This is a genomic window from Streptomyces sp. NPDC015346, from assembly GCF_043078785.1.
Taxonomy (GTDB): Bacteria; Actinomycetota; Actinomycetes; order Streptomycetales; family Streptomycetaceae; genus Streptomyces.
Window position 1 is genome coordinate 105,439 of record NZ_JBIBTW010000003.1, and the last position, 22,732, is coordinate 128,170.

The 22,732-nt window shown below is 72.0% G+C and carries 17 protein-coding genes; 5 read left to right on the top strand and 12 right to left on the bottom strand.

Annotated features, from left to right (window positions below):
- Positions 1 to 6 precede the first annotated feature (6 nt).
- Positions 7 to 1,254, bottom strand: coding sequence for a MurT ligase domain-containing protein (locus ACF06X_RS11390; RefSeq protein WP_392287010.1), 1,248 nt, complete (start codon positions 1,252 to 1,254; stop codon positions 7 to 9).
- Positions 1,255 to 1,380: 126 nt separating this feature from the next.
- Here ACF06X_RS11390 and def point away from each other — a divergent pair, with 126 nt between their 5' ends.
- On the top strand, positions 1,381 to 1,920 hold the full coding sequence (gene def, locus ACF06X_RS11395; RefSeq protein WP_392287011.1) for a peptide deformylase: 540 nt from the start codon (positions 1,381 to 1,383) through the stop codon (positions 1,918 to 1,920).
- A gap of 46 nt (positions 1,921 to 1,966) precedes the next feature.
- Here def and ACF06X_RS11400 read toward each other — a convergent pair whose 3' ends face one another.
- Positions 1,967 to 2,614 carry a TetR family transcriptional regulator gene (locus ACF06X_RS11400; protein ID WP_392287012.1) on the bottom strand — a complete coding sequence of 216 codons (648 nt, stop codon included), beginning with the start codon at positions 2,612 to 2,614 and terminating at the stop codon, positions 1,967 to 1,969.
- 164 nt (positions 2,615 to 2,778) lie between these two features.
- On the opposite strand from ACF06X_RS11400, the gene ACF06X_RS11405 reads away from it, so the two are divergent.
- A complete protein-coding gene (locus ACF06X_RS11405; protein ID WP_392287013.1) occupies positions 2,779 to 4,008 on the top strand; it encodes an acyl-CoA dehydrogenase family protein in 1,230 nt (409 codons plus the stop codon).
- A 36-nt stretch (positions 4,009 to 4,044) separates the two neighbouring features.
- On the opposite strand, the gene ACF06X_RS11410 is transcribed toward ACF06X_RS11405, so the two are convergent.
- Positions 4,045 to 4,512, bottom strand: coding sequence for a VOC family protein (locus ACF06X_RS11410; protein ID WP_392287014.1), 468 nt, complete (start codon positions 4,510 to 4,512; stop codon positions 4,045 to 4,047).
- Positions 4,513 to 4,649: 137 nt separating this feature from the next.
- Here ACF06X_RS11410 and ACF06X_RS11415 point away from each other — a divergent pair, with 137 nt between their 5' ends.
- A complete protein-coding gene (locus ACF06X_RS11415; RefSeq protein ID WP_392287015.1) occupies positions 4,650 to 6,029 on the top strand; it encodes a cytochrome P450 in 1,380 nt (459 codons plus the stop codon).
- On the opposite strand, the gene ACF06X_RS11420 is transcribed toward ACF06X_RS11415, so the two are convergent.
- The 4 genes from ACF06X_RS11420 to ACF06X_RS11435 all read right to left on the bottom strand — a co-directional run bounded on the left by ACF06X_RS11420 (position 6,026) and on the right by ACF06X_RS11435 (position 10,970).
- Complete coding sequence (locus ACF06X_RS11420) at positions 6,026 to 6,838, bottom strand: putative protein N(5)-glutamine methyltransferase (RefSeq protein ID WP_392287016.1); 813 nt, start codon at positions 6,836 to 6,838, stop codon at positions 6,026 to 6,028. The genes ACF06X_RS11415 and ACF06X_RS11420 overlap by 4 nt on opposite strands.
- 183 nt (positions 6,839 to 7,021) lie before the next feature.
- Positions 7,022 to 7,507, bottom strand: a complete 486-nt coding sequence (locus ACF06X_RS11425) for a glutathione peroxidase (RefSeq protein ID WP_392287017.1) — start codon at positions 7,505 to 7,507, stop codon at positions 7,022 to 7,024.
- A 69-nt stretch (positions 7,508 to 7,576) separates the two neighbouring features.
- The gene (locus tag ACF06X_RS11430) at positions 7,577 to 8,443 is read right to left on the bottom strand and encodes an acyl-CoA thioesterase (protein WP_392287018.1); all 867 of its coding nucleotides are present in this window, start codon (positions 8,441 to 8,443) and stop codon (positions 7,577 to 7,579) included.
- A 13-nt stretch (positions 8,444 to 8,456) separates the two neighbouring features.
- Positions 8,457 to 10,970, bottom strand: a complete 2,514-nt coding sequence (locus ACF06X_RS11435; RefSeq protein WP_392287019.1) for a DEAD/DEAH box helicase — start codon at positions 10,968 to 10,970, stop codon at positions 8,457 to 8,459.
- 132 nt (positions 10,971 to 11,102) lie between these two features.
- On the opposite strand from ACF06X_RS11435, the gene ACF06X_RS11440 reads away from it, so the two are divergent.
- Positions 11,103 to 11,894 carry a metal-dependent hydrolase gene (locus ACF06X_RS11440; RefSeq protein ID WP_392287020.1) on the top strand — a complete coding sequence of 264 codons (792 nt, stop codon included), beginning with the start codon at positions 11,103 to 11,105 and terminating at the stop codon, positions 11,892 to 11,894.
- 125 nt (positions 11,895 to 12,019) lie between these two features.
- Here the strand turns inward: ACF06X_RS11440 and ACF06X_RS11445 are convergent, their stop codons facing one another.
- Complete coding sequence (locus ACF06X_RS11445) at positions 12,020 to 13,801, bottom strand: ABC transporter ATP-binding protein (RefSeq protein WP_392287021.1); 1,782 nt, start codon at positions 13,799 to 13,801, stop codon at positions 12,020 to 12,022.
- Positions 13,798 to 15,699 (bottom strand): ABC transporter transmembrane domain-containing protein, encoded by a 1,902-nt coding sequence (locus ACF06X_RS11450; RefSeq protein ID WP_392287022.1) that lies wholly within the window; start codon positions 15,697 to 15,699, stop codon positions 13,798 to 13,800. Before ACF06X_RS11450 ends, ACF06X_RS11445 begins: the two co-directional genes overlap by 4 nt.
- A 177-nt stretch (positions 15,700 to 15,876) precedes the next feature.
- Between ACF06X_RS11450 and ACF06X_RS11455 the strand changes: the two genes are divergently transcribed.
- Positions 15,877 to 17,496, top strand: coding sequence for a peptide-N4-asparagine amidase (locus ACF06X_RS11455; protein WP_392287023.1), 1,620 nt, complete (start codon positions 15,877 to 15,879; stop codon positions 17,494 to 17,496).
- Positions 17,497 to 17,540: 44 nt separating this feature from the next.
- Here ACF06X_RS11455 and ACF06X_RS11460 read toward each other — a convergent pair whose 3' ends face one another.
- From ACF06X_RS11460 to ACF06X_RS11470, 3 genes are all read right to left on the bottom strand, one after another.
- Positions 17,541 to 18,980, bottom strand: coding sequence for a Gfo/Idh/MocA family protein (locus ACF06X_RS11460; protein ID WP_392287024.1), 1,440 nt, complete (start codon positions 18,978 to 18,980; stop codon positions 17,541 to 17,543).
- A 184-nt stretch (positions 18,981 to 19,164) separates the two neighbouring features.
- Positions 19,165 to 22,098, bottom strand: coding sequence for an FAD-binding and (Fe-S)-binding domain-containing protein (locus ACF06X_RS11465; protein WP_392287025.1), 2,934 nt, complete (start codon positions 22,096 to 22,098; stop codon positions 19,165 to 19,167).
- Positions 22,099 to 22,136: 38 nt separating this feature from the next.
- On the bottom strand, positions 22,137 to 22,643 hold the full coding sequence (locus ACF06X_RS11470) for a MarR family winged helix-turn-helix transcriptional regulator (protein ID WP_392287026.1): 507 nt from the start codon (positions 22,641 to 22,643) through the stop codon (positions 22,137 to 22,139).
- Positions 22,644 to 22,732: the final 89 nt, after the last annotated feature.

The window sequence follows — 22,732 nt, forward strand, 5'->3', positions numbered from 1 at the left end:
TACGGGTCAGTTGCCGACGCGGCGGCGGACGTCCTGGAAGGCGGTGTAGTTGGCGATCAGCTCGATCTGCCCGGGCGGGGCCAGCTGGACCGCCTCGTCGATCGTCTCGCACACGCGGAAGTCCACGCCCGCGACCTCCAGGCGGACCGCCAGGTCCAGCTTCCGGTCACCGATCACCATGATCGGGTGGCCGGCGAGCCGTCCGTAGTCGACGTCCCACAGCCAGGAGGTGTCCGTGCCGTCGGCGCCGCGCGCGTTGACGGAGAGGATCACCGGGGTCGGCGGCTGGTCGATGAGGGAAAACGTTTCGAGCCACCCCGCCGGGTTCTTGGCGAGCAGCAGCCGCAGCTCACGGCCCTGGAAGGTGACCACGTCGTAGCGGCCGGCTACGGCCTGCACCTGGTACATGCGCTCCAGGGCGACCTGCGGCGGCACCCCGAAGACGGCGGCGACGGCGGCGGAGGTGGCGGCGTTGGCCTTGTTGGCGCGGCCGGGCAGCTGCAAGTGGATCGGCCAGGCCGAACCGTGCGGGTCGAGGACGTGGTCGCCGTTGAGCGCCCAACTCGGCGCGGGTCGGCGGAAACCGCACTCGCCGCAGAACCAGTCGTCGCCCGGACGCTGCATCACACCGCCGCAGGAGGGGCACGACCAGGCGTCGTCCTTCCACTCCTGGCCGGCGGCGACCCACACCACGTTGGGGGAGGAGGAGGCGGCCCACACGATCAGCGGGTCGTCGGCGTTCGCGATGACCACGGCCTTCGTACCGCTCAGGCCCTCGCGCCACTTCTCGGCGAGCATCCGGGTCTCGGCGGCGCGGTCGAGCTGGTCGCGGGAGAGGTTGAGCAGCGCGATCGCCTTGGGCGTGGTGTCCCGGGCGACGCCGGCGAGGTACTTCTCGTCGACCTCGATGACGCCGTACTTGGCGTCGGAGCCGCCGGCCAGCGCGGACGTGATGCCCGCGGGCATGTTGGCGCCCAGCGCGTTGGAGACGACCGGGCCGCTGGCCCGCAGCGCCTCGGCGATCAGCCGGGTGGTGGTGGTCTTGCCGTTGGTCGCCGACACCAGGACGACGTCCAGATGCTGCGCGAGCCGACCCAGCAGATCGGGGTCGAGCTTGAGCGCCACCCGGCCGCCGATCACCGATCCGCTGCCACGTCCCGCTGCGCGCGACACCGCGGCGGCGGCCTTGCCCGCCGTCACGGCCAGCTTGGCACGCGGCGACAGCGGCTCTGGATTACCGGGGTGTCCTGACATCGTTCTTGTTCCTCCTTGCGTCGGTCCGGGCTCAGCCTATCGAGATCCGGCCAGCGACCCGAACCGCGGCACCACCGGGACTCCTGCCGAAAGAGCGAGGTCACAGCGGACCGTACCCTTACGCCCATGCGAAACCGGCCGATCCCCGGCAGTTCCGGCCACGTCCGAGCCATGACCCTGCTCGGCGATCCGGTGCTGCACGCCCCCTGCGAACCCGTCACCGACTTCGGCCCCGGTCTGGGCCGGCTCGTCGAGGACATGTTCGCCACGATGTACGCGGCGAACGGCGTCGGCCTCGCGGCGAACCAGGTGGGTGTGGGGCTGCGGCTCTTCGTGTACGACTGCCCCGACGACGAGGAGGTCCGCCACCTCGGACACCTGGTCAACCCCCGTCTGGTGGAGGCGGACGGAGACGTCGTCCGCGGCCCGGAGGGCTGCCTCTCCCTGCCCGGGCTCGAGGCGCCGACCCCCCGCTTCGACCGCGCGGTGGTCGAGGGCCTCCGCCTGGACGGCACCCCGGTCCGCGTCGAGGGCACGGGCTTCTTCGCCCGCTGCCTCCAGCACGAGTGCGACCACCTGGACGGCGTCGTCTACGCGGACCGCGTGACGGGGTGGCGCAAGTCACGCCTCCTGCGGGCGATCAGGAAGGAGCCGTGGGGCGGCTAGGGGCGTCTTGCCCTGACCCGCCGGACAGCCCCTGGGCGGTGTTCCGTCAGAACCCCGGTGCGCCCTCGCGGTCGCCCGCCTCCGCGAGGCGGCCCCAGAGCAGGTCCGCCAGGCTCTTGACCAACTCGGCGCGCGAGCAGGGGCGTTCGCCGAGCCACCAGTCGCCCGCCGCGTGCATCATGCCGACGATGCCGTGGCCCCAGATCCGGGCCTGGGCGTCGCCGGCCGGGCCGAGGTCGATGCGCTCGGCGATGACCTGGCCCAGCTCCTCGCCCATCCGCCGCAGCAGGGGCGCCGAGTGGCGGCCCACGTCGAATCCGGCCTCCGCCTGCTGCGTCTCCTCCGCCGGGTGCATCAGGAAGCGGTAGACCTGCGGCATCGCCTCGATCGAGGCGAGGTAGGTGTCGAGCGTCGCCTCGACCCGCTCGCGCCGGTCGGCCGGCGCGTCGAGCGCCGCCCGGAGCGCGGCGAGCAGCGCGTCGGTGTGGCGCGTGGCGAGCGCCCGGTAGAGCCCGCCCTTGTCGCCGAAGTGCCGGTAGAGGATCGGCTTGGTGATCCCGGCCTCGGCCGCGATCGCGTTCATCGAGGCCTTGGGGCCGTCCCGGAGCACCACCCGGTCCGCCGCCTCCAGCAGTTCACGGCGCCGCTGATCGGCCGGCTTCTGCTGGTCGGTGGTCCGGTGTGTGGTCTCCATAGCGTGTCTCCCCGCCCGTGCGAATTCCGTGAGGCTGTCGCAACGTAACACCCGACGGGCCCTCGACGCCGGTCGGGTGCGAGCCGCTCCGCCGCAGGTTGACAGGGCCTACTTGCGAGTAACACACTGCTGTTACCGCAAGTAACGCAGTGCTGGGAGGGAACATGTCCGAGTTCACGCTCGAACTCAACGACGACCAGAAGCAGGTCCGTGACTGGCTGCACGGCTTCGCCGAGGACGTGATGCGCCCCGCCGCCGCCGAGTGGGACGAGCGTGAGGAGACTCCCTGGCCGATCATCCAGGAAGCCGCCAAGATCGGCATCTATTCGCTCGATTTCTACGCCCAGCAGTTCTTCGACCCCACCGGCCTCGGCATCCCGATGGCGATGGAGGAGCTGTTCTGGGGGGACGCGGGGCTGGCCCTCTCCATCGTCGGCACCGGACTCGCCGCCGTCGGCGTCCTCGCCAACGGCACCGAGGAGCAGATCGGCACCTGGATCCCGCAGATGTACGGCGACGTGAACGACGTGAAGGTCGCCGCCTTCTGCTCCTCCGAGCCCGACGCCGGCTCCGACGTCGCCTCCATGCGTACCCGCGCCGTCTACGACGAGGCCAAGGACGAGTGGGTGCTCAACGGCACCAAGACCTGGGCGACCAACGGCGGCATCGCCAACGTCCACGTCGTCGTGGCCGTCGTCGACACCGAGCTCGGCTCCAAGGGCCACGCCTCCTTCATCGTGCCGCCGAACACCCCCGGACTTTCCCAGGGCCAGAAGTTCCAGAAGCACGGCATCCGCGCCTCGCACACCGCCGAGGTCGTCCTGGAGAACGTCCGCGTCCCCGGCCACTGCCTCCTCGGCGGCAAGGAGAAGCTGGACGAGCGCCTCGCCCGGGCCCGCGAGAAGGCGAAGGCGGGTGGCGGCGAGCGCGTGAAGAACGCGGCCATGGCCACCTTCGAGGCATCCCGGCCCGCCGTCGGCGCCATGGCCGTCGGCACCGCCCGGGCCGCCTACGACTACGCCCTCGAATACGCCAAGACCCGCGAGCAGTTCGGCCGCCCGATCATCGACAACCAGGGCATCGCCTTCCAGCTCGCCGACATGCGGACCCAGATCGACGCCGCCCGCCTCCTGGTCTGGCGCGCCTCCTGGATGGCGACCGCCGGCAAGCCGTTCACCTCCGCCGAGGGCTCCATGTCCAAGCTGTTCGCCAGCGAGACGGCCAAGAAGGTCACCGCCCAGGCCATCCAGATCCTCGGCGGCAACGGCTACACCCGCGAGTACCCGGTGGAGCGCATGCACCGCGACGCCGCGATCTACACCATCTTCGAGGGCACCAGCGAGATCCAGCGCCTGGTGATCGCCCGCACCCTCTCCGGGATGCCGATCCGCTGACACCCGCACCACCTCCCCACCGCTCCAGGACCCGGCTCACACCACGCAGAACTCGTTGCCCTCCGGGTCCTGGAGCACCACCGCGTAATACTCCATCCCGTCCGGCCGGTCCATCACGTACAGGATCGACGCCCCGAGGGCGGTCAGCCGCGCCACCTCCCCGTCCACCCGCTCCCGCCGCACCGGCAGCGGTACGTCACTCCCGCCCCCGACCTTCAGGTCGAGATGGACCCGGTTCTTGACGGTCTTCGGCTCCGGGACCCGCTGGAACCAGACGCGCGGCCCGACGCCCTTCGGGTCCACGATCGACTCCGGCAGATCCCCGGCGCCCTCGCCGAGCTCCTCCTCGGGCACGCCGATCGAGGCCCAGTACGCCCGCCAGGTGGCGTGTCCCTCCGGCGGCGGCTGCGGCACATACCGCAGAGCCTCCGACCAGAACCTCACCATCCTCTCCGGTTCGGCGCAGTCGACGGTCAGTTGCAGAGTCATGTCGATCGGTTCCATGACGCGAGCGTCGCAGGTCCCACTGACAATCGAGCCAACGGCATGAAACCGGCCGCGAGTTCACCCCCACCTACCGGTGGGTCACCTCGTGCGGCAGAATCGCCCGGGCCGGTGACGATCGAGGGGGAAACGCACACATGGCAACGACCACCACCGAAGTACCGGGCCCCGCCGGCCTCCCTCTGCTGGGCTCGATGCTCGACCTCAAGAACGACTCGCTCGGCACCTTCCTGCGCTCCCAGCGCGAGCACGGCGACGTCGTCCGCATCACGGCCGGACCGCCCGGGATCCGCGCCACCGTCTACGGAGTCTTCTCCGCCGAGGGCGCCCAGCAGGTCCTGGCCACCGAGTCCGCCAACTTCCGCAAGGACAACTCCTTCTACCAGGAGGTCCGCGAGTCCTTCGGTAACGGCCTGCTGACCAGCCAGGACGAGGACTACCTGCGCCAGCGCCGGCTCGTCCAGCCGCTCTTCACCCGCCGCCGCGTCGACAGCTACGCCGAGGCGATCGCCGCCGAGGTCGCCACGGTCCTCCGTCCCTGGCGGACGGCGGAGAGCGCCACCGTCGACGTGCTCGACGAGATGACCACACTCGCCCTGCGCGCCGTCGCGCGCATCCTCTTCGGCACGGACGTCGACGCCGCCGTCGAGATCGTCGAGCGCGCCTTCCCCGTCATGGGCGACTACGTCCTGCGGCGCGGCTACTCGCCCCTCACCATCCCCCGCGACTGGCCCACCCCCGGCAACCGCCGCGCGGCAGCCGCCCACGAGGAGCTGTACGCCGTCTGCGACCGGATCATCGCCGAGCGGCGGGCGGCCGGCCTCACCGGTGGTGACGCCGAGGGCGGTCAGGACCTGCTGACCCTCCTCGCCGAGGCCGAGAGCGCCGAGGACGGCAGCTTCGACGCCTCCGAACTCCGCGAACAGGTCCTCGTCTTCCTCCTCGCGGGACACGAGACGACGGCCACCTCCCTCGGCTTCGCCCTCCACCTGCTCGCCCTCCACCCCGAGCAGCAGAAGCGGGCGCACGAGGAGGTCGACCGCGTCCTGTCCGGCCGCACCCCGGGCGCCGCCGACCTCGATGCGCTGCCCTACCTCACCCAGGTGCTGAAGGAGGCGATGCGGCTCTTCCCGGCCGCCCCCGTCGTCGGCCGCCGGGCCGTCGCCGCCACCGAGATCGGCGGCCACACCATCCCGGCGGGCGCCGACGTCATCGTCGCCCCCTGGGTCACCCACCGGCACCCCGCCTACTGGGAGGACCCGGACCGCTTCGACCCCGAGCGCTTCACGCCGGAGGCCGAGGCGGCCCGGCCCCGCTACGCCTGGTTCCCCTTCGGCGGCGGCCCGCGAGCCTGCATCGGCCAGCACTTCTCGATGCTGGAGTCGGTCATCGCGCTCGCGATGATCCTCCAGGCCCACGAGCTGGACGCGATCGACACCGAGGTCCCGGTCGGCGCCGCGATCACCCTCCAGCCCGCCGGCCCCGCCCGCGTCCGCCTGCGCCCCCACACCCTCTAAGAGGCGCCTCGTGGATCCTTCCGGGCTCGCGTCGAGACGAGGACCGTCGCGTACAGCTCCTCCGACGTGATGACGTGGGGCGTCAGTCCGCCCGCCGCGATCGCCTCCACCGCGGCGGCGGCCTGGCGCTCGCTCGTCTCGACCAGGAGACTTCCGCCCGGCGCCAGCCAGTCGGCGGCCTCCGCCGCCACCCGGCGCAGCACGTCGAGACCGTCCGCGCCGCCGTCGAGCGCGACCAGCGGCTCGTGGTCGCGGGCCTCGGGCGGCAGCAGCCCGACCTCCCCCGTCGGCACGTACGGCACGTTGGCGACGAGCACGTCGACGCGGCCCCGCAGCGAGCGCGGCAGCGGTGCGAAGAGGTCGCCCTCGTAGACCCGCCCGCCGAGCGGTTCGACGTTGCGCCGCGCACAGCGCACGGCGGCAGGCTCGATGTCGCAGGCGTACATCTCGATGCCCGCCACCGCGGAGAGCAGGACGGCCCCGGCCGCGCCCGAGCCGCAGCACAGGTCGACGCAGACGGCCCCCGGCCGGGCCAGGCGCACGGCCTGCCCGATGAGGAACTCCGTACGCCGCCGGGGCACGAACACCCCCGGATCGACGGCGATCCGCAGACCGGCGAAGTCGGCCCACCCCACGACATGCTCGATGGGAAGGCCGGCGGCGCGCCGCCCCACCATCGAGTCGAGTTCGTCGGGGGTGCGCGCCGCGGAGAAGAGAAGTTCCGCTTCGTCCTCGGCGAACACGCAGCCCGCGGCGCGCAGTCGGGAGACGGTGGCGGAACGAAGAGAGCAAGACAGGTCGAGCGACATGAAACCTTCCGGGAAGCCGAGGGGCGCTCCCGTGGTCATCCGAGTCGGCCGGACCACACGGTCGTCGAGGGGGAGCACCCGATTCGTCCTGCGTGAATGGGTCCCACCTCCTCGGTCGTGCCTGCTGGAGCCGCTCACATTACATGATCGACACCGTGGGGTCCGGCCTGCCGGCCGCCCGGGTCAGGCGGACAGATGCGCCTCGATCGCCTTGAGCACCTCGGGGGCGTCCGGCTCCGTGCGGGGACGGAAGCGGGTCACCGTGCCGTCCTTGCCGATCAGGAACTTCTCGAAGTTCCACTGGACGTCCCCGGCCTCACCGTCGGCGTCCGCGACCTTGGTCAGCTCGTTGTAGAGCGGGTGGCGGCCAGCCCCGTTCACGTCCGTCTTCTCGAGCAGCGGGAACGTCACGCCGTACGTCGCCGAGCAGAAGGTGTGGATCTCGTCCGGGCTGCCCGGCTCCTGGCCCGCGAACTGGTTGCAGGGCACGCCGAGCACCGTGAAGCCGCGCTCCCCGTACTCCTTCTGCAGCTTCTCGAGGCCCGCGTACTGGGGGGTCAGGCCGCACTTGGACGCCACGTTGACCACCAGGACGGTGTGGTCGCGGTAGTCGGCCAGCGAGATCGGCTCGCCGGTCAGGGTGCGCAGCGGAATGTCGTACAGACTCATGAAGACGTTCTCCTCGTCGATTGAAGACGCGTACATCGGCCGGCGTCGGCCGTGCGTCTCAGGACAGCTTCAGGACAGCTTGCGGAACAGGCCCTCCTGCACCACCGACACCAGCATCCGCCCCTCGCGGTCGTAGATCCTGCCCCGCGCCAGGCCGCGTCCGCCGGTCGCGATGGGGGACTCCTGGTCGTAGAGGAACCACTCGTCCGCCCGGAACGGCCGGTGGAACCACATCGCGTGGTCCAGCGACGCCATGTCGAAACCGCGCGGACCCCACAGCGGCTCCACCGGGATCCGGACCGCGTCCAGGAGCGTCATGTCGGAGGCGTAGGTCAGCGCGCAGGTGTGCACCAGCGGGTCGTCGCCGAGCGGACCGACCGCCCGCATCCACACCGCGCTGCGCGGGTCGGCGTCCTTGACCTCCTCCGGCGTCCACCGCAGCCGGTCCACGTAGCGGATGTCGAACGGCTGGCGCCGCGCCATCCGCTCCAGCGACTCCGGCAGCGTGCCCAGGTGGTCGCGGATCTCGTCCGCGAGCTTCGGCAGGGTCTCCGGGTCCATGATGTGCCGCGGCGGCAGCTGATGCTCGAACCCGCCCTCCTCCGGCAGATGGAAGGAGGCCGTGAGGTTGAAGATCGTCCGGCCCTGCTGGATCGCCGTGACCCGGCGGGTGGTGAACGACCGCCCGTCCCGCACCCGCTCCACCTGGTAGACGATCGGCACCCCCGGCCGTCCCGGCCGCAGGAAGTAGGAGTGCAGCGAGTGCACCGGGCGGTCGCCCTCCGTGGTGCGCCCGGCCGCCACCAGGGCCTGCCCGGCGACCTGCCCGCCGAAGACCCGTTGCAGCGACTCCTGCGGGCTCTGCCCGCGGAAGATGTTGACCTCGATCTGCTCCAGATCGAGCAGGTCGACGAGGCTCTCGGCGGGGTTGGTCACGACTGCGCTCCTTCTACAGCTGTCCGACGGACGTCACGCGGACGATCGCCCGGCCCTCCTCGTCGGAGGCCGCGAGATCCACCTCCGCGCTGATGCCCCAGTCATGGTCGCCGTTCGGGTCGGCGAACGTCTGCCGGACGCGCCACAGACCGTGGGCCGGGTCCTCCTCGATCGCGAGCAGCTTCGGACCGCGCGCGTCCGGCCCCGTACCGAGATCGTCGTACTCGTCCCAGTACGCGTCCATCGCCTCGCCCCACGCGTCCGCGTCCCAGCCGGACTCCGCGTCCAGCTCGCCCAGCGCGTCCACGTTGTCCAGGGCCGCCAGCTCCACCCGGCGGAACATCGCGTTGCGGACCAGGACCCGGAAGGCCCTTGTGTTCGCCGTGACCGGCTTGACCTGGTCGGCCTTCTCCTGGGCCTCCTCGGCCGTCTCCACCTCGGGGTTCGCCAGCTGCTCCCACTCGTCCAGCAGCGAGGAGTCGACCTGGCGGACCATCTCGCCCAGCCACTCGATCAGGTCGGTCAGGTCCTCGGTCTTCAGATCGTCCGGGATCGTGTGGTCCAGCGCCTTGTACGCGCTCGCGAGATAGCGCAGCACGATGCCCTCGGTCCGCGCCAGCTCGTACCAGGACGTGAACTCCGTGAACGACAGCGCCCGTTCGTACATGTCACGGATGACGGACTTCGGCGAGACCGGATGGTCGCCGACCCACGGGTGCGACTTCCGGTAGACGTCGTACGCGTGCCAGAGCAGCTCCTCCAGCGGCTTCGGGTACGAGATGTCCTGGAGCCGCTCCATGCGCTCCTCGTACTCGATGCCGTCCGCCTTCATCTGCCCGACCGCCTCGCCGCGTGCCTTGTTCTGCATGGCGGCGAGGATCTGGCGCGGGTCGTCGAGGGTCGACTCGACGACCGAGACCATGTCCAGCGCGTAGGACGGCGACTCCGGGTCCAGGAGGTCGAACGCGGCGAGCGCGAACGTCGACAGCGGCTGGTTGAGCGCGAAGTCCTGCTGGAGGTCGACGGTGAGCCGGATCGTGCGGCCCTCGGCGTCCGGCTTGTCCAGCCGCTCCACCACACCGCCGTCGAGCAGCGAGCGGTAGATCGCGATGGCCCGGCGGATGTGCCGCAGCTGCGCCTTGCGCGGCTCGTGGTTGTCCTCCAGGAGCTTGCGCATCGCCTGGAACGCGTCGCCCGGCCGGGCGATCACCGAGAGCAGCATGATGTTGGTGACCTTGAACCGGGAGGTCAGCGGCTCCGGCTCGGCGCCGATCAGCTTCTCGAAGGTGGTGTCGCTCCAGGCGACGAAGCCCTCCGGGGCCTTCTTGCGGACCACCTTGCGGCGCTTCTTCGGGTCGTCGCCCGCCTTGGCGAGCGCCTTCTCGTTCTCGATGACATGCTCGGGCGCCTGCGCGACCACGAGCCCCGCCGTGTCGAAGCCGGCCCGGCCGGCCCGCCCGGCGATCTGGTGGAACTCCCGCGCGCGCAGCGTGCGCACCCGGGTGCCGTCGTACTTCGTCAGGGCCGTGAAGAGCACCGTACGGATCGGCACGTTCACGCCGACACCGAGCGTGTCCGTACCGCAGATCACCTTCAGCAGACCCGCCTGGGCCAGCTTCTCGACGAGACGGCGGTACTTGGGCAGCATGCCCGCGTGGTGGACGCCGATGCCGTGGCGTACGTACCGCGAGAGGTTCTGGCCGAACTTGGTGGTGAAGCGGAAGTTGCCGATCAGCTCGGCGATCTTGTCCTTCTCCTCGCGCGAGCACATGTTGATGCTCATCAGCGACTGCGCCCGCTCGACGGCCTGCGCCTGGGTGAAGTGGACGATGTAGACCGGCGCCTGCTTCGTCTCCAGGAGCTCGGTCAGGGTGTCCGTGATGGGCGTCAGGCGGTATTCGTACGAGAGCGGCACCGGCCGGGTCGCCGAGCGGACCACCGAGGTCGGCCGGCCCGTGCGCCGGGTCAGGTCCTTCTCGAACATCGAGACGTCGCCGAGCGTCGCCGACATGAGGACGAACTGCGCCTGGGGGAGTTCCAGGAGCGGGATCTGCCACGCCCAGCCGCGGTCCGGCTCGGCGTAGAAGTGGAACTCGTCCATCACGACCTGGCCGATGTCGGCGTACTTCCCGTCCCGCAGCGCGATGGACGCCAGCACCTCGGCCGTGCAGCAGATGACGGGCGCGTCGGCGTTCACGGAGGCGTCGCCGGTCAGCATGCCGACGTTCTCGGTGCCGAAGAGCTTGCACAGATCGAAGAACTTCTCCGACACCAGCGCCTTGATCGGCGCCGTGTAGAAGGTCACCTGGTCGTTCGCCAGCGCCGTGAAGTGCGCCGCCGCCGCCACCAGCGACTTTCCCGAGCCGGTGGGGGTGGACAAGATCACGTTGGCACCGGAGACCACCTCGATCAGCGCCTCCTCCTGGGCCGGGTAGAGCGTGATGCCCCGGCCCTCCGCCCATGAGGAGAAAGCCTCGAAGAGAGCGTCGGGGTCGGCGTTCGGCGGGAGCTGATCGATAAGGGTCACGCCCCCCATCTTGCCTGGATTCCGCCCGGATGAGGGAACCGGCCGCCGGGTGCAAGATCACGGAGGATACGCTGCCTTGTCGACCGGTCGTCAACTGAGCGCCGGCGCCGGAGGAATGGGGCGGGAACGAGCATGATGGGACCGGCGCACTCGCTGTCCGGAGCGGCTGCCTGGCTGGGCGTCGGGGCGGCGACGGCCGCCGCGGGCCATCCGATGCCCTGGCCGGTCGTGGTCGTCGGTGCGCTCATCTGCGCGGGCGCGGCCCTCGCCCCGGACCTCGACCACAAGTCCGCGACCATCTCGCGCGCCTTCGGACCGATCTCCAAGGGGCTGTGCGAGATCGTCGACAAGCTCTCGTACGCCGTCTACAAGGCGACCCGCTCGCCCGCCGACCCCCGCCGGTCGGGCGGGCACCGCACGCTCACCCACACCTGGCTGTGGGCGGTCCTCACCGGCGCCGGAGCCTCGGCCGCCGCCGTCACCGGCGGCCGCTGGGCGGTCCTCGCGCTCCTCTTCGTCCACCTGGTCCTCGCCGTCGAGGGTCTGCTGTGGCGGGCGGCGCGGATGTCCAGCGACGTCCTGGTCTGGCTGCTCGGCGCCACCAGCGCCTGGATCCTCGCCGGCGTCCTGGACCAGCCCGGCAACGGCTCGGACTGGCTCTTCACCGGCGCGGGCCAGGAGTACCTCTGGCTGGGCCTGCCGATCGTCCTCGGCGCGCTCGTCCACGACATCGGCGACGCGCTGACCGTCTCCGGCTGCCCGATCCTCTGGCCGATCCCGGTCGGCCGCAAGCGGTGGTACCCGGTCGGCCCGCCGAAGGGCATGCGCTTCCGCGCGGGCAGCTGGGTCGAGCTGAAGGTCCTGATGCCCGCCTTCATGCTGCTCGGCGGCGTCGGCGGGGCGTCGGCCCTGGGCTTCCTCTAGGGAACCCCTCCGGCCGCGCGGCGGGAGGCGTGCGCCAATCCGGCGGAGACGGCGAGGGCCCGCCACTCCCGAAGGAGCGGCGGGCCACGTGTCCAGCAGGAGGGCCGGGCGGCCTCACCGGTCCGTCAGCCGTGCCAGGACCGCCACAGGGCCGCGTACGCCCCGTCCGCCGCCACCAGCTCGTCATGGCTGCCCAGCTCGCTGATCCGGCCCTCCTCGACCACCGCGATCACATCGGCGTCGTGCGCCGTGTGCAGCCGGTGGGCGATGGCCACGACCGTACGGCCGTCCAGGACCCGGGCCAGCGAGCGCTCCAGATGGCGGGCCGCCCGCGGGTCGAGGAGCGAGGTCGCCTCGTCCAGGACCAGCGTGTGCGGGTCGGCGAGGACGAGCCGGGCCAGGGCGATCTGCTGTGCCTGGGCCGGGGTGAGCGCCAGCCCGCCCGAGCCGACCTCAGTGTCCAGGCCCTCCGCCAGCGCGCGGGCCCAGCCGTCCGCGTCCACCGCGGCGAGCGCCGCCCACAGCTCGGAGTCCGCGGCGCCCGACCGCGCGAGGAGCAGGTTGTCCCGCAGCGAGCCGACGAAGACGTGGTGCTCCTGGTTGACCAGGGCCACATGCTCGCGGACCCGCTCGGCCGGCATCTTCGACAGCTCCGCGTCGCCGAGCGTGACCGATCCCGTGCGCGGGGCGTAGATGCCCGCCAGGAGCCGGCCGAGCGTCGACTTGCCCGCGCCCGAAGGCCCGACGAGAGCGAGCCGCGTCCCCGGGGCCACGTCCATGGACACCCGGTGCAGGACGTCGGCGCCCTCGCGGTACCCGAAGCGCACCTCGTCCGCCCGGACCGCCCGCCCCTCGGGCCGTACCTCGCGGTCACCCGCGTCCGGCTCGATGTCCCGGACGCCGACGAGCCGGGCCAGCGACACCTGGGCCACCTGCAGCTCGTCGTACCAGCGCAGGACGATGCCGATCGGATCCACCAGCATCTGCGCGAGCAGCGCGCCCGTGGTCAGCTGTCCGACGGTGATCCAGCCCCGCAGGACGAAGACCCCGCCGAGCATCAGCACACCCGCCAGGACCAGGGTGTGCGTGAGGTTGACGACAGGGAAGAGGACCGAGCGCAGGAAGAGGGTGTACCGCTCCCACGCCGTCCACTCGCTGATCCGCCGGTCCGAGAGGGCGATCCGGCGGGCACCGAGGCGGTGCGCCTCGACCGTGCGGCCGGCGTCGACCGTCTCGGCGAGGACGACGGCGACCGCCGCGTAGCCCGCCGCCTCCGAGCGGTACGCCGAAGGAGCCCGCCGGAAGTACCAGCGGCAGCCCACGAGCAGGAGCAGCGCGGCCGGTACGAGCGCGAGGGCGAGCGGCGGCGCGGTCGCGGCCAGACCGCCGATCAGCAGCCCGGCCCAGACCACTCCGATGGCGAGCTGCGGCACGGCCTCGCGCATCGCGTTGGCCAGCCGGTCGACGTCGGTGGTGATCCGGGACAGCAGGTCCCCGGTCCCGGCTCGCTCCAGGACGCCGGGCGGCAGGCCCACCGACCGGACGAGGAAGTCCTCGCGCAGATCGGCCAGCATCTCCTCGCCGAGCATCGCGCCGCGCAGCCGCACCAGACGTACGAAGTACGTCTGGACGGCCAGCGCGACCGCGAAGAGGGCGATGGTCCGGCCCATGTGCAGCTCACGCTCCCCGGTGGCGAGCCGCTCCACGAGCGAGCCGAGGAGGTAGGGACCGGCCATGGAGGCGATCACGGCGACCGCGTTCACGAGGACGAGCAGCACGAACGCCCTGCGGTGGCGGCTCAGCAGCTCACGTACGTAGGCGCGGACGGTCGCGGGCGTGCCGACGGGCAGGGTGGTCGCCGTCCGCGGGGCCGCCGGGTCGTACGCCGGTGGCGCCAGGCCGATCATGCCGACTCTCCTTCCAGCTCTTCGATTTCTTCGATTTCTTCGATCTCTTCGTGTTCTCCGGGCTTCTCGCGCGGGTGCGGGGCGCGTGCGGAGGCGTCGCCCGCGAGTTCGTCGTCCGTCTCGCGGGTGACGACGGCCCGGTAGCGCGGCTCGTCGCGGAGCAGGTCGCGGTGCGTGCCCACGGCCACCACCTCGTCGTCGTGGATCAGCACCACCCGGTCCGCGACGTCCAGCAGCAGCGGCGAGGAGGCCAGGACCACCGTCGTACCGCCCGCGCGCAGCCGTTTGACGCCGGCCGCGACCCGGGCCTCGGTGTGCGAGTCGACCGCCGAGGTCGGCTCGTCGAGGACGAGCACCTCCGGATCGGTGACCAGCGAGCGGGCCAGGGCCAGGCGCTGCCGCTGGCCGCCGGAGAGCGACCGGCCGCGTTCGGTGATCGGAGTCTCCATCGGGTCGCCGTCGCTGTGCACGGACGCCTGCGCGAGCGCGTCGAGGACGTCCCCGCACTGGGCGGCGGCCAGGGCGTCCTCCATCGGGACCGCGCCGGAGGACGGGACGCCGAGGAGTTCGCGGAGCGTGCCGGAGAGCAGCACCGGGTCCTTGTCCTGGACCAGGACGGCCGTACGGGCGGCGGCAAGCTCCAGCTCGTCGAGCGGCACGCCGTCCAGGAGCACCGAGGTGTGGCCCTCGCCCGGTTCGGTGGGGTGGCCGCCGAGCCGGTCCGCGAGCCGTCCGGCCGCGTCCGGGTCGCCGCAGACGACCGCGGTGAGGAGGCCGGCCGGGGCGAGCAGCCCGGTGGCCGGGTCGTACAGGTCGCCCGAGCCCCGGGACCGCTCGTCCGCCGCCGTGGCCGTCACCGTGGCCGTCGTCGTCGTTTTCGCGGTCGTCGTCGTTGTCGTCGTGGTGCGGCTGAGGGCGAGGACGCGGGCGGCGCGCTTGGCGGACGGCCGGGAGAAGGAGAAGGCCATGGCGATCTCCTCGAAGTTCCGCAGGGGATGGTGGGTGAGGGCCACCGCTCCGTAGACGGTTACCAGTTCACCGACCGCGATACGTCCGTCCAGGGCGAGCCGCGCTCCGTACGCCACCACGGCGATCAGCAGGATGCCCGGCAGGAGGACCTGGATCGCCGCGATCAGCGCCCACATGCGGGCGCTGCGGACGGCGGCCCTGCGGACCTCCTGCGAGGCGGTGCGGTAGCGGCCGAGGAAGAGCTCCTCGCCGCCGATGCCGCGCAGCACCCGCAGCCCCGCCACGGTGTCCGAGGCCAGTTCCGTGGCCTTGCCCGCCTTCTCGCGCTGGACGTCCGCCCGGCGCGTGGCGCGGGGCAGCAGCGGCAGCACGGCGAGCGCGAGCACCGGGATGCCGACCGCGACCACGGCGCCGAGCGCGGGCTGGTAGACCACCAGGCCCACGCAGACGAGGACCAGGGTGACGGCCGCGGCGGCGAACCGGGAGAGCGCCTCCACGAACCAGCCGATCTTCTCGACGTCGCCGGTGGAGACCGCCACCACCTCGCCGGCGGCGACCCGCCGGGTCAGGACGGAGCCCAGTTCGGCGGTCTTGCGGGAGAGCAGCTGCTGGACCCGCGCGGCGGCGGTGATCCAGTTGGTGACGGCGGTGCGGTGGACCATCACGTCGCCGACCGCGATGCCCGCGCCGAGCAGCGCGAGCAGACCGCCCGCGAGCGCGAGCCGTCCGCCGTCGCGGTCCACGACCGCCTGCACGGCGAGCCCGACGGCGAGGGGGAGTCCGGCGATGGACAGCTGGAGCAGGAGTCCCCAGAGCAGGGACCTGACCTGTCCGCCGAGTTGGTTGCGGCCGAGCCAGAGGAGGAACCGGGTGCCCGAGCGGACGTCGGGGACCCCTGGATCGGCGTACGGTAGATCGCGAATCTGCATGTCGTCCCAGGGTCTTCCGGTGGTTCGTCGCTGAGTGCCGGTCGGTTGGAGCCGTGCAAGGTTCGCGCTCCGGGACGGTGAACGGCAATCGATTTATTCGCAATCGGGCACAGAACGCGCCAAGATCTCACAATGCCCTCTGGACGCCCCGCGGTCCCCGCGCTTCACTCGCGACCCATGGGACATCAGAAGATCATGAGCATGATCGGCGGCCTCGCGCTGGTCGCCGGAGCGCTGCTCGGCGCGGGGCAGCCGGCGGTGGCCGCCGGGACCCCGGCCGATCCGCCCCCGGCCGAGTTCACCAGCGACTGGCACGACCCGGTGACCGCGGCGCCGCCTGTCTCCCGGCCCGCCACCCCCTCCTGCGACGTCACCCTCGCCGCCGCCCAGTTCCGCGACTTCACGCCGTACAAAGGCAGTTACGCGCCACCCGAGGAGTGCGGCACCCGCTGGAGCAAGGTCGTGCTCCGTCTCGACGGGTCGGTGAAGGGCCGTCAGTACGACCGGCTCGGCTACCTCACGGTCGGCGGTGTGGAGATCTTCCGCACCTCGACACCGCAGCCCTCGCCCGACGGCATCACCTGGTCGGTGGAGAAGGACGTCACCCGCTACCGCGACACCCTCAGCCGCCCTCAGCCCGTCGAGATGCTCATCGGCAATGTCGTGAACGAGACGTACACCGGTGTCCTCGACGTCCGCGTCACGCTCACCTTCTACACGGCCCAGGGGCGGGTGAAGCCCGCGGCGGACACGCCCGACCGGGTGATGCCGCTGGACTCGGCGAGCCTGACGACACCGCGCAACACCGAACGGATCCTCGCCGAGGTGTACGCCACCGGCTCCGGCGGCGGCTGCGAGGAGTACTGGTACCTGACCGTCCCCGACGCGGCCCCGTACTCCTGCAAGGCGGCCGACGGGCCGTACCGCGAGGTGCGGGTCTCCGTCGACGGACGGCTCGCGGGCATCGCGGCTCCCTTCCCCACGGTCTGGACGGGCGGCTGGTCCAACCCCTTCCTCTGGTACGTCACCCCCGCCCCGCGCGCCTTCGACGTCCAGCCGATCGTCTACGACCTCACCCCCTTCGCCGCCCTCCTCAACGACGGCCGCGCCCACCGGATCGACGTCTCGGTGCTCGGCGTCCCGGCCGGGCAGACCGGCTGGAGCACCCCGACCAACGTGCTCCTCTGGCAGGACGAGGGGAGCGAAGTCGTCACCGGCGCCCTCGACCGGCACGAGGAGGGCACGCCGCGCAACTCCTCGGTCCACACGGCCGGTACGGCCGGTTCCGCGCACCGCCTGGAGACCGACGCCGGTCACCGGCTCAGCGTCGCCGGCCACCTGAACACCTCGCACGGCCGGGTCGACACCACGGTCACCCGGACGCTCGCCCACTCCTCCGTCCACCGCTGGGGCGAGGGTGAGAACCCCGACGCGCTGACCGCGCGCTGGAGCGACGACGAGACCGTGACCAGCGGGCGCACCACCACCCGCACGCACCGTACGTACACCATGGACGGTGAGACCACGGTCGGCGCCGGCGACCGGCTGCGGACCGTGCTCGCGCTCGGCGACCGCGCCGACACCGTCGTCGTCCGCGGCGGCACGCGGGTGTCGTTCTCGCGCCTCGACGACAGCTACGCCGGAGACGCCACCTACACCACCGGCGTGCCCCGCGATCAGCGCCACGCGGTCGGGACCACGACCGAGCGCTACCGCCTGTACGGCTCCGAGGGCTGCTACGACCGGACCCTGAGGACGGTGCAGGGCACACTCACGGAGGACCGGCTGCGCTGCTGAGCGCACGCGGGGCCCGGCAGGTGCGAGCCGGGCCCCGCGCGCCCTCAGGTCTGGGCGGGCTTGACCGAGTCCACGCCGGAGCGGGCTTTGCGCCACTCGCCGCGCGTGAAGTCCGGGATCTGCTGCGGCGCGCCCTGCGCCTTGATCGAGGCGTGGCTGAGCGGCACCGGGGCCGTCCAGGTCGCCGCGTCGTACACGTCGAAGTCGGGAACGAGCCCGAGCCGCATGCACTGCATCAGCCGGAAGAGCATGATGTAGTCCATGCCGCCGTGCCCGCCGGGCGGATTGGCGTGCTCCTTCCAGAGCCAGTGGTCGAACTCCGCGGCGTACGCCGCGAAGTCGCCCCACTGGTGCCCCTTGTGGTCCGGCTCCACATAGATGCGGGCGGGGTAGTCCTCGAACACACCCCGGGTGCCGCCGAGGCTGTTGATCCGGCTGTAGGGGTGGGGGGTGGAGACATCGTGTTCGAGCCGGATCACGCGGCCCTTCGCCGTCTGGACCAGACTGATCGTCCGGTCGCTGCCGATGTACGTCTCCTTCCAGCTCGGGTCGCCCGGCGGCATCGTCTCGGACCGGTACTGGGCGAGCCCGAGCGCCGGCGTGCCGAAGCTGCTGATGCTCACCACCCGGTCGCCGCGGTTGACGTCCATGTAGTTGGCCACCGGGCCGAAGCCGTGGTTGGGGTAGAGGTCGCCCCGCAGCCGGGTGTGCCAGAGCCGGCGCCAGGGGCCCTCGTAGTACGTGGGCGAGAACATCAGCTCCCGCAGGTCGTGGTTGTACGCCCCCGCGCCGTGCAGCAGCTCGCCGAACTTGCCCGCGTGCGCCATCCGCAGGACCCGCATCTCATTGCGGCCGTAACAGCAGTTCTCCAGCTGCATGCAGTGGCGCCGGGTCTGCTCGGAGAGGTCGACGAGCTGCCACAGCTCGTCGAGACCCATCGCTATGGGGCATTCGACTCCGACGTGCTTGCCGTTCAGCATCGCCGCGCGCGCCATCGCGAAGTGGAGCTCCCAGGGGGTCGCCACGTAGACGAAGTCGAGGTCGGAGCGGGTGCAGAGGTTCTCGTAGTCGTTCTCGCCGTGGGTGTAGACGGCGGGGGAGGGCTGTCCGGCGGCGACGACCTTGGCGGCGGCCCGCTCCGTCTTCAGCTTCACCGGGTCGCAGAGCGCGACCACCCGCACGCCGGGGAGGGTGAGGAAGAGGTCGATCATGCTGCCGCCGCGGTTGCCGAGGCCGATGATCCCCACCCGGACGGTGGAGCGGCGCTCGAAGGGGACGCCGGCCATCGTCGCCCCTCTGCGCGGGGGTGTCCCGGCGGTCTCTCCGGGCGCGCCGACCGCGGCGACGTCGGTGACTTTCGCGGCCTCGGCGGCCTCGGCGGGTCCTGCGCCCAGGGCGCCGAGCCCGATGCCCGCTCCCGCGACTCCGGCCGTGGTCCGCAGCACGGAGCGGCGGCTCGGGGTCTGCGGTGCGTTGTCGTCCATGGAACCTCCAGTAGCGGTGTGCATGGCTGGTTCATGAATCCCGCACAGGACCCTGGCCGTTGGGGCCGACGGCGCGCAAGGGCGCGGATTGGACTCTTGTGACGGGTGGTTGGACTCTTCGATTCCGGTTCGTCGGCCGGGCCCACGCCACGGCCTCTCGAGAGCCGGGGGGACGGGCCGGCCGTCACGGACGCGTCGCGCGCTCCAGAGCTATGAGCACGGACTCGTAACTCCGTCCCGTCGCCCGGTCCATGCCGATCTCGCACATCCGGTTCGCCGACAGATGCGCGTCGAAGGAGCGCGCCGTCACCTCGGCCGCCTCCCGCGCGGTGGCGGACGCCGTGAGCTCCGGATGCAGCATGCCCCGGTCGCCGGCGAAGGCGCAGCACCCCGCGTCGTCCGGCACGACGACCTCCTCGGCGCACGCCCGGGCCAGGGCCGTCAGCTGCTCCTCGTCGCCCAGATGCCGCATCGAACAGGTCGGGTGCACCACCGCGGAGCCGACCCTGCGGCGCACCTCCAGACGCGGCAGCAGCTCGTCCGCCGCCCACACCAGGGAGTCCACCACGGTCAGCTCCGTGTGCAACTCCCGGTTGTCGGCGGTGAGATACGGCACCACCTCGTGCGCGATCCCGAGCGTGCAGGAGGACGCGTCCACGACGAGCGGCAGCCGCCCGCCCGCCGTCCAGCCCCAGGCCGCCTCGACGATCCGGTTGGCCATCAGCGCGTTCCCGCGCTCGTACCCCTTGGAGTGCCAGATCGTCGCGCAGCACGTACCGGCCACGTCGTCCGGGATCCACACCGGCTTTCCCGCGCGGGCGGCGAGGGCCACCACCGCCTCGGGCAGCGACGGCCCCGGACGCCCCCTCGGGCCGCCGAAGATCCGGTTCACGCAGGCCGGGTAGTAGACGGCGGTGGCCGCCGGACGGTCGGTGGCGGGCAGGCGACGGGCCGCCGCGCCCGGGATCTCGGGCAGCCACTCCGGTACGAGATCGGGCCGCACGGCCCTGCGCGCGAGACCGGTCACCGACTCCAGGACACGGCTCCCGATCCGGTCGGCGGCCCCCACGGCGAGCCGCGCCGAGGCCTCCACGGCTCGGAAATTGCGGGCCGCGAGCGCCGCGGCCCGCTCCTCGGACGGCGAGTGGCGCTCATGGCGGAACGCCTTCATCAGCGCCCCGGTGTCGATCCCGACCGGACAGGCCAGCGCGCAGGTGGAGTCTCCCGCGCAGGTGTCCACGGCGTCGTAGCCGTACGCCTCCAGGAGGCTCGTCTCCACCGGGGAACCGTCGCTCTGGCGCATCATCTCCCGGCGCAGCACGATGCGTTGGCGTGGGGTGGTCGTCAGATCGCCGCTCGGACAGGTCGGTTCGCAGAAGCCGCACTCGATGCAGGGATCGGCCATCGCCTCCACCCTCGGAATCGTCTTCAGACCCCGCAGATGGGCCTGCGGGTCGCGGTCGAGGACGATCCGCGGCGCGAGGACCCCGTCCGGGTCGATCAGCCGCTTGACCCGCCACATCAGCTCGGTCGCCCGCGGCCCCCACTCCAGCTCCAGGAAGGGGGCGATGTTGCGGCCGGTGGCGTGCTCGGCCTTCAGCGAGCCGTCGAACCGTTCCACGGTCAGCTTGCAGAACTCGTCCATGAAGGCCGCGTACCGCTCCACGTCGGCGGGGTCGGCGGCGTCGAAGGCCAGGAGGAAGTGGAGATTGCCGTGAGCGGCGTGACCGGCCACGGCGGTCTCGAAGCCGTGCCGGGTCTGCAGTTCGAGAAGCTCGGCGCACGCCTCGCCGAGCCGGGCGGGCGGCACCGCGAAGTCCTCGGTGATGAGAGTGGTGCCCGAGGGGCGTGAGCCGCCCACGGCGGCGACGAAGGCCCTGCGCGCCGTCCAGTAGCCGGCGATCACACCCGGGTCGCGGGTGAAGGCATTGCCCGTCGAGGCGACGGAGGCGACCGGGGCGACCAGATCCAGGTCCGCGAGCACCTCGCCGGCCGCCCGTTCGTACGCCTCCAGCGCGGCCGTGTCCGCCGCGCGGAACTCCACGAGCAGCGCCGCCGTCTCCCTCGGCAGCTCCGCCCAGTCGGCGGGCACCCCGCGCACGCTGACCGACGCGCGCAGCGTGTTGCCGTCCATCAGCTCCACCGCGAGCGCCCCGGCCTCGGTGAAGCGCGGCACGGCGGCCGCCGCGGCCGGCAGCGAGGGGAAGAAGAGCAGCGCCGTCGAGACCCGCCGGTCCAGGGGCAGGGTGTCGAAGACGACCTCCGAGATGAAGCCGAGCGTGCCCTGGGAGCCGACCATCAGGCCGCGCAGGATCCGCACGGGCGTGTCGCCGTCCAGGAAGGCGTCCAGGCGGTAGCCGTTGGTGTTCTTGATGGCGTACTTGGCGCGGATCCGGGCGGTGAGCTCCGGGTCGGCCTCGATCTCGGCCTTGAGCGCCAGCAGCCCCTCGCACAGGCGCGGCTCGGCCCGGGCGAGTGCCTCGTCGGCGGCCGGGTCGCCGGTGTCGACGACGGTGCCGCTCGGCAGGACGAAGGTCAGGGAGGCGACGGTCCGGTACGAGTTCCGTTCGGTGCCCGCGGTCATGCCGGAGGCGTTGTTCGCGACGACTCCGCCGATCGTGCAGGCGACGGCGCTCGCCGGGTCGGGGCCGAGGACCCGGCCGTACCGGGCGAGGGCGGCGTTGGCCCGTACGACGGTGGTGCCGGGGCGGACCCGGGCGCGGGCGCCGCCGTCCAGGACCTCGACGCCGGCCCAGTGCCTGCGCACGTCGACGAGGATGTCCTCGCCCTGCGCCTGGCCGTTGAGACTGGTCCCGGCCGCCCGGAACACCACCTCGCGGCCCTTGCCGTGCGCGTACGACAGGACGGCGGAGATGTCGTCGATGTCCTCCGCGACCACCACGATCCGCGGGACGAACCGGTAGGGGCTGGCGTCGGATGCGTACCGCACCAGGTCGGAGATCTTCCCGAGCACCTTCTCCGGGCCGAGGAGCGCGGAGAGCTCCTCCCGAAGGAGCCGGGGCGCGCCCTTGTGCTGGAGCTCGGGGACCCGGTCGGGGGCCGGTCTGCGCTCCGTACCGGGACGAAGGGCCCTCGGCTTCGGCTCCAGCAGTGGCATGGCACGGCTCCCCTCGGCGCGTCGCCGCGCCCGCGCGGTCAGCAGCGGCGCTCCGGCACGTGGTCGACCAGAGCGGACAGCAGACCTCCGAGCACCTCGCGCTGTTCGACGGTCAGTGGAGCAAGGATGTCCTCTGCGGCCGCCCGGCGCGCGCTTCGCAACTCGCGCAGCGTGTTGCGCCCCGGGTCGGTGAGCTCGATCCGGACCACTCTGCGGTTGGTCGGATCGGGGACGCGGCGCACCCGTCCGGCCGCCTCCAGACCGTCGACGAGGCTGGTCACGGCGCGCGGGACGACCTCAAGGCGCTCGGCGAGATCGGCCATCCGGGGCGGGTGGTCGTAGTGCGCGACGGTGCGCAGCAGCCGGGACTGCGCAGGGGTGATGCCGACCGGCTCCAGATGCTGCTTCTGGATGCGGTGCAGACGGCGGGTGAGGCGGAGGAGCTGCTCGGCGAGGAGACCGTCCGCGTCCCGCGTGCTCGTGCCGCCCGGGCTCGTTCGGGTGCTCGCACGGTCCGCCGAACTCGTACCGTCGGAAGTGTTCATGCCGGGAACAATATCAGGACCATGTTCATTGTGAGTATAGGTAACAATGAGCTAGGCTCAGTCCGTTCTTCGCTTTCCCACCTCTCGTA

Bases quoted from the DNA above. Each gene is read 5' to 3' on its own strand.
- ACF06X_RS11390 (WP_392287010.1), bottom strand. From the start codon at position 1,254: ATGTCAGGACACCCCGGTAATCCAGAGCCGCTGTCGCCGCGTGCCAAG.
- def (WP_392287011.1), top strand. From the start codon at position 1,381: ATGCGAAACCGGCCGATCCCCGGCAGTTCCGGCCACGTCCGAGCCATG.
- ACF06X_RS11400 (WP_392287012.1), bottom strand. From the start codon at position 2,614: ATGGAGACCACACACCGGACCACCGACCAGCAGAAGCCGGCCGATCAG.
- ACF06X_RS11405 (WP_392287013.1), top strand. From the start codon at position 2,779: ATGTCCGAGTTCACGCTCGAACTCAACGACGACCAGAAGCAGGTCCGT.
- ACF06X_RS11410 (WP_392287014.1), bottom strand. From the start codon at position 4,512: ATGGAACCGATCGACATGACTCTGCAACTGACCGTCGACTGCGCCGAA.
- ACF06X_RS11415 (WP_392287015.1), top strand. From the start codon at position 4,650: ATGGCAACGACCACCACCGAAGTACCGGGCCCCGCCGGCCTCCCTCTG.
- ACF06X_RS11420 (WP_392287016.1), bottom strand. From the start codon at position 6,838: ATGTCGCTCGACCTGTCTTGCTCTCTTCGTTCCGCCACCGTCTCCCGA.
- ACF06X_RS11425 (WP_392287017.1), bottom strand. From the start codon at position 7,507: ATGAGTCTGTACGACATTCCGCTGCGCACCCTGACCGGCGAGCCGATC.
- ACF06X_RS11440 (WP_392287020.1), top strand. From the start codon at position 11,103: ATGATGGGACCGGCGCACTCGCTGTCCGGAGCGGCTGCCTGGCTGGGC.
- ACF06X_RS11445 (WP_392287021.1), bottom strand. From the start codon at position 13,801: ATGATCGGCCTGGCGCCACCGGCGTACGACCCGGCGGCCCCGCGGACG.
- ACF06X_RS11450 (WP_392287022.1), bottom strand. From the start codon at position 15,699: ATGCAGATTCGCGATCTACCGTACGCCGATCCAGGGGTCCCCGACGTC.
- ACF06X_RS11455 (WP_392287023.1), top strand. From the start codon at position 15,877: ATGGGACATCAGAAGATCATGAGCATGATCGGCGGCCTCGCGCTGGTC.
- ACF06X_RS11460 (WP_392287024.1), bottom strand. From the start codon at position 18,980: ATGGACGACAACGCACCGCAGACCCCGAGCCGCCGCTCCGTGCTGCGG.
- ACF06X_RS11465 (WP_392287025.1), bottom strand. From the start codon at position 22,098: ATGCCACTGCTGGAGCCGAAGCCGAGGGCCCTTCGTCCCGGTACGGAG.
- ACF06X_RS11470 (WP_392287026.1), bottom strand. From the start codon at position 22,643: ATGAACACTTCCGACGGTACGAGTTCGGCGGACCGTGCGAGCACCCGA.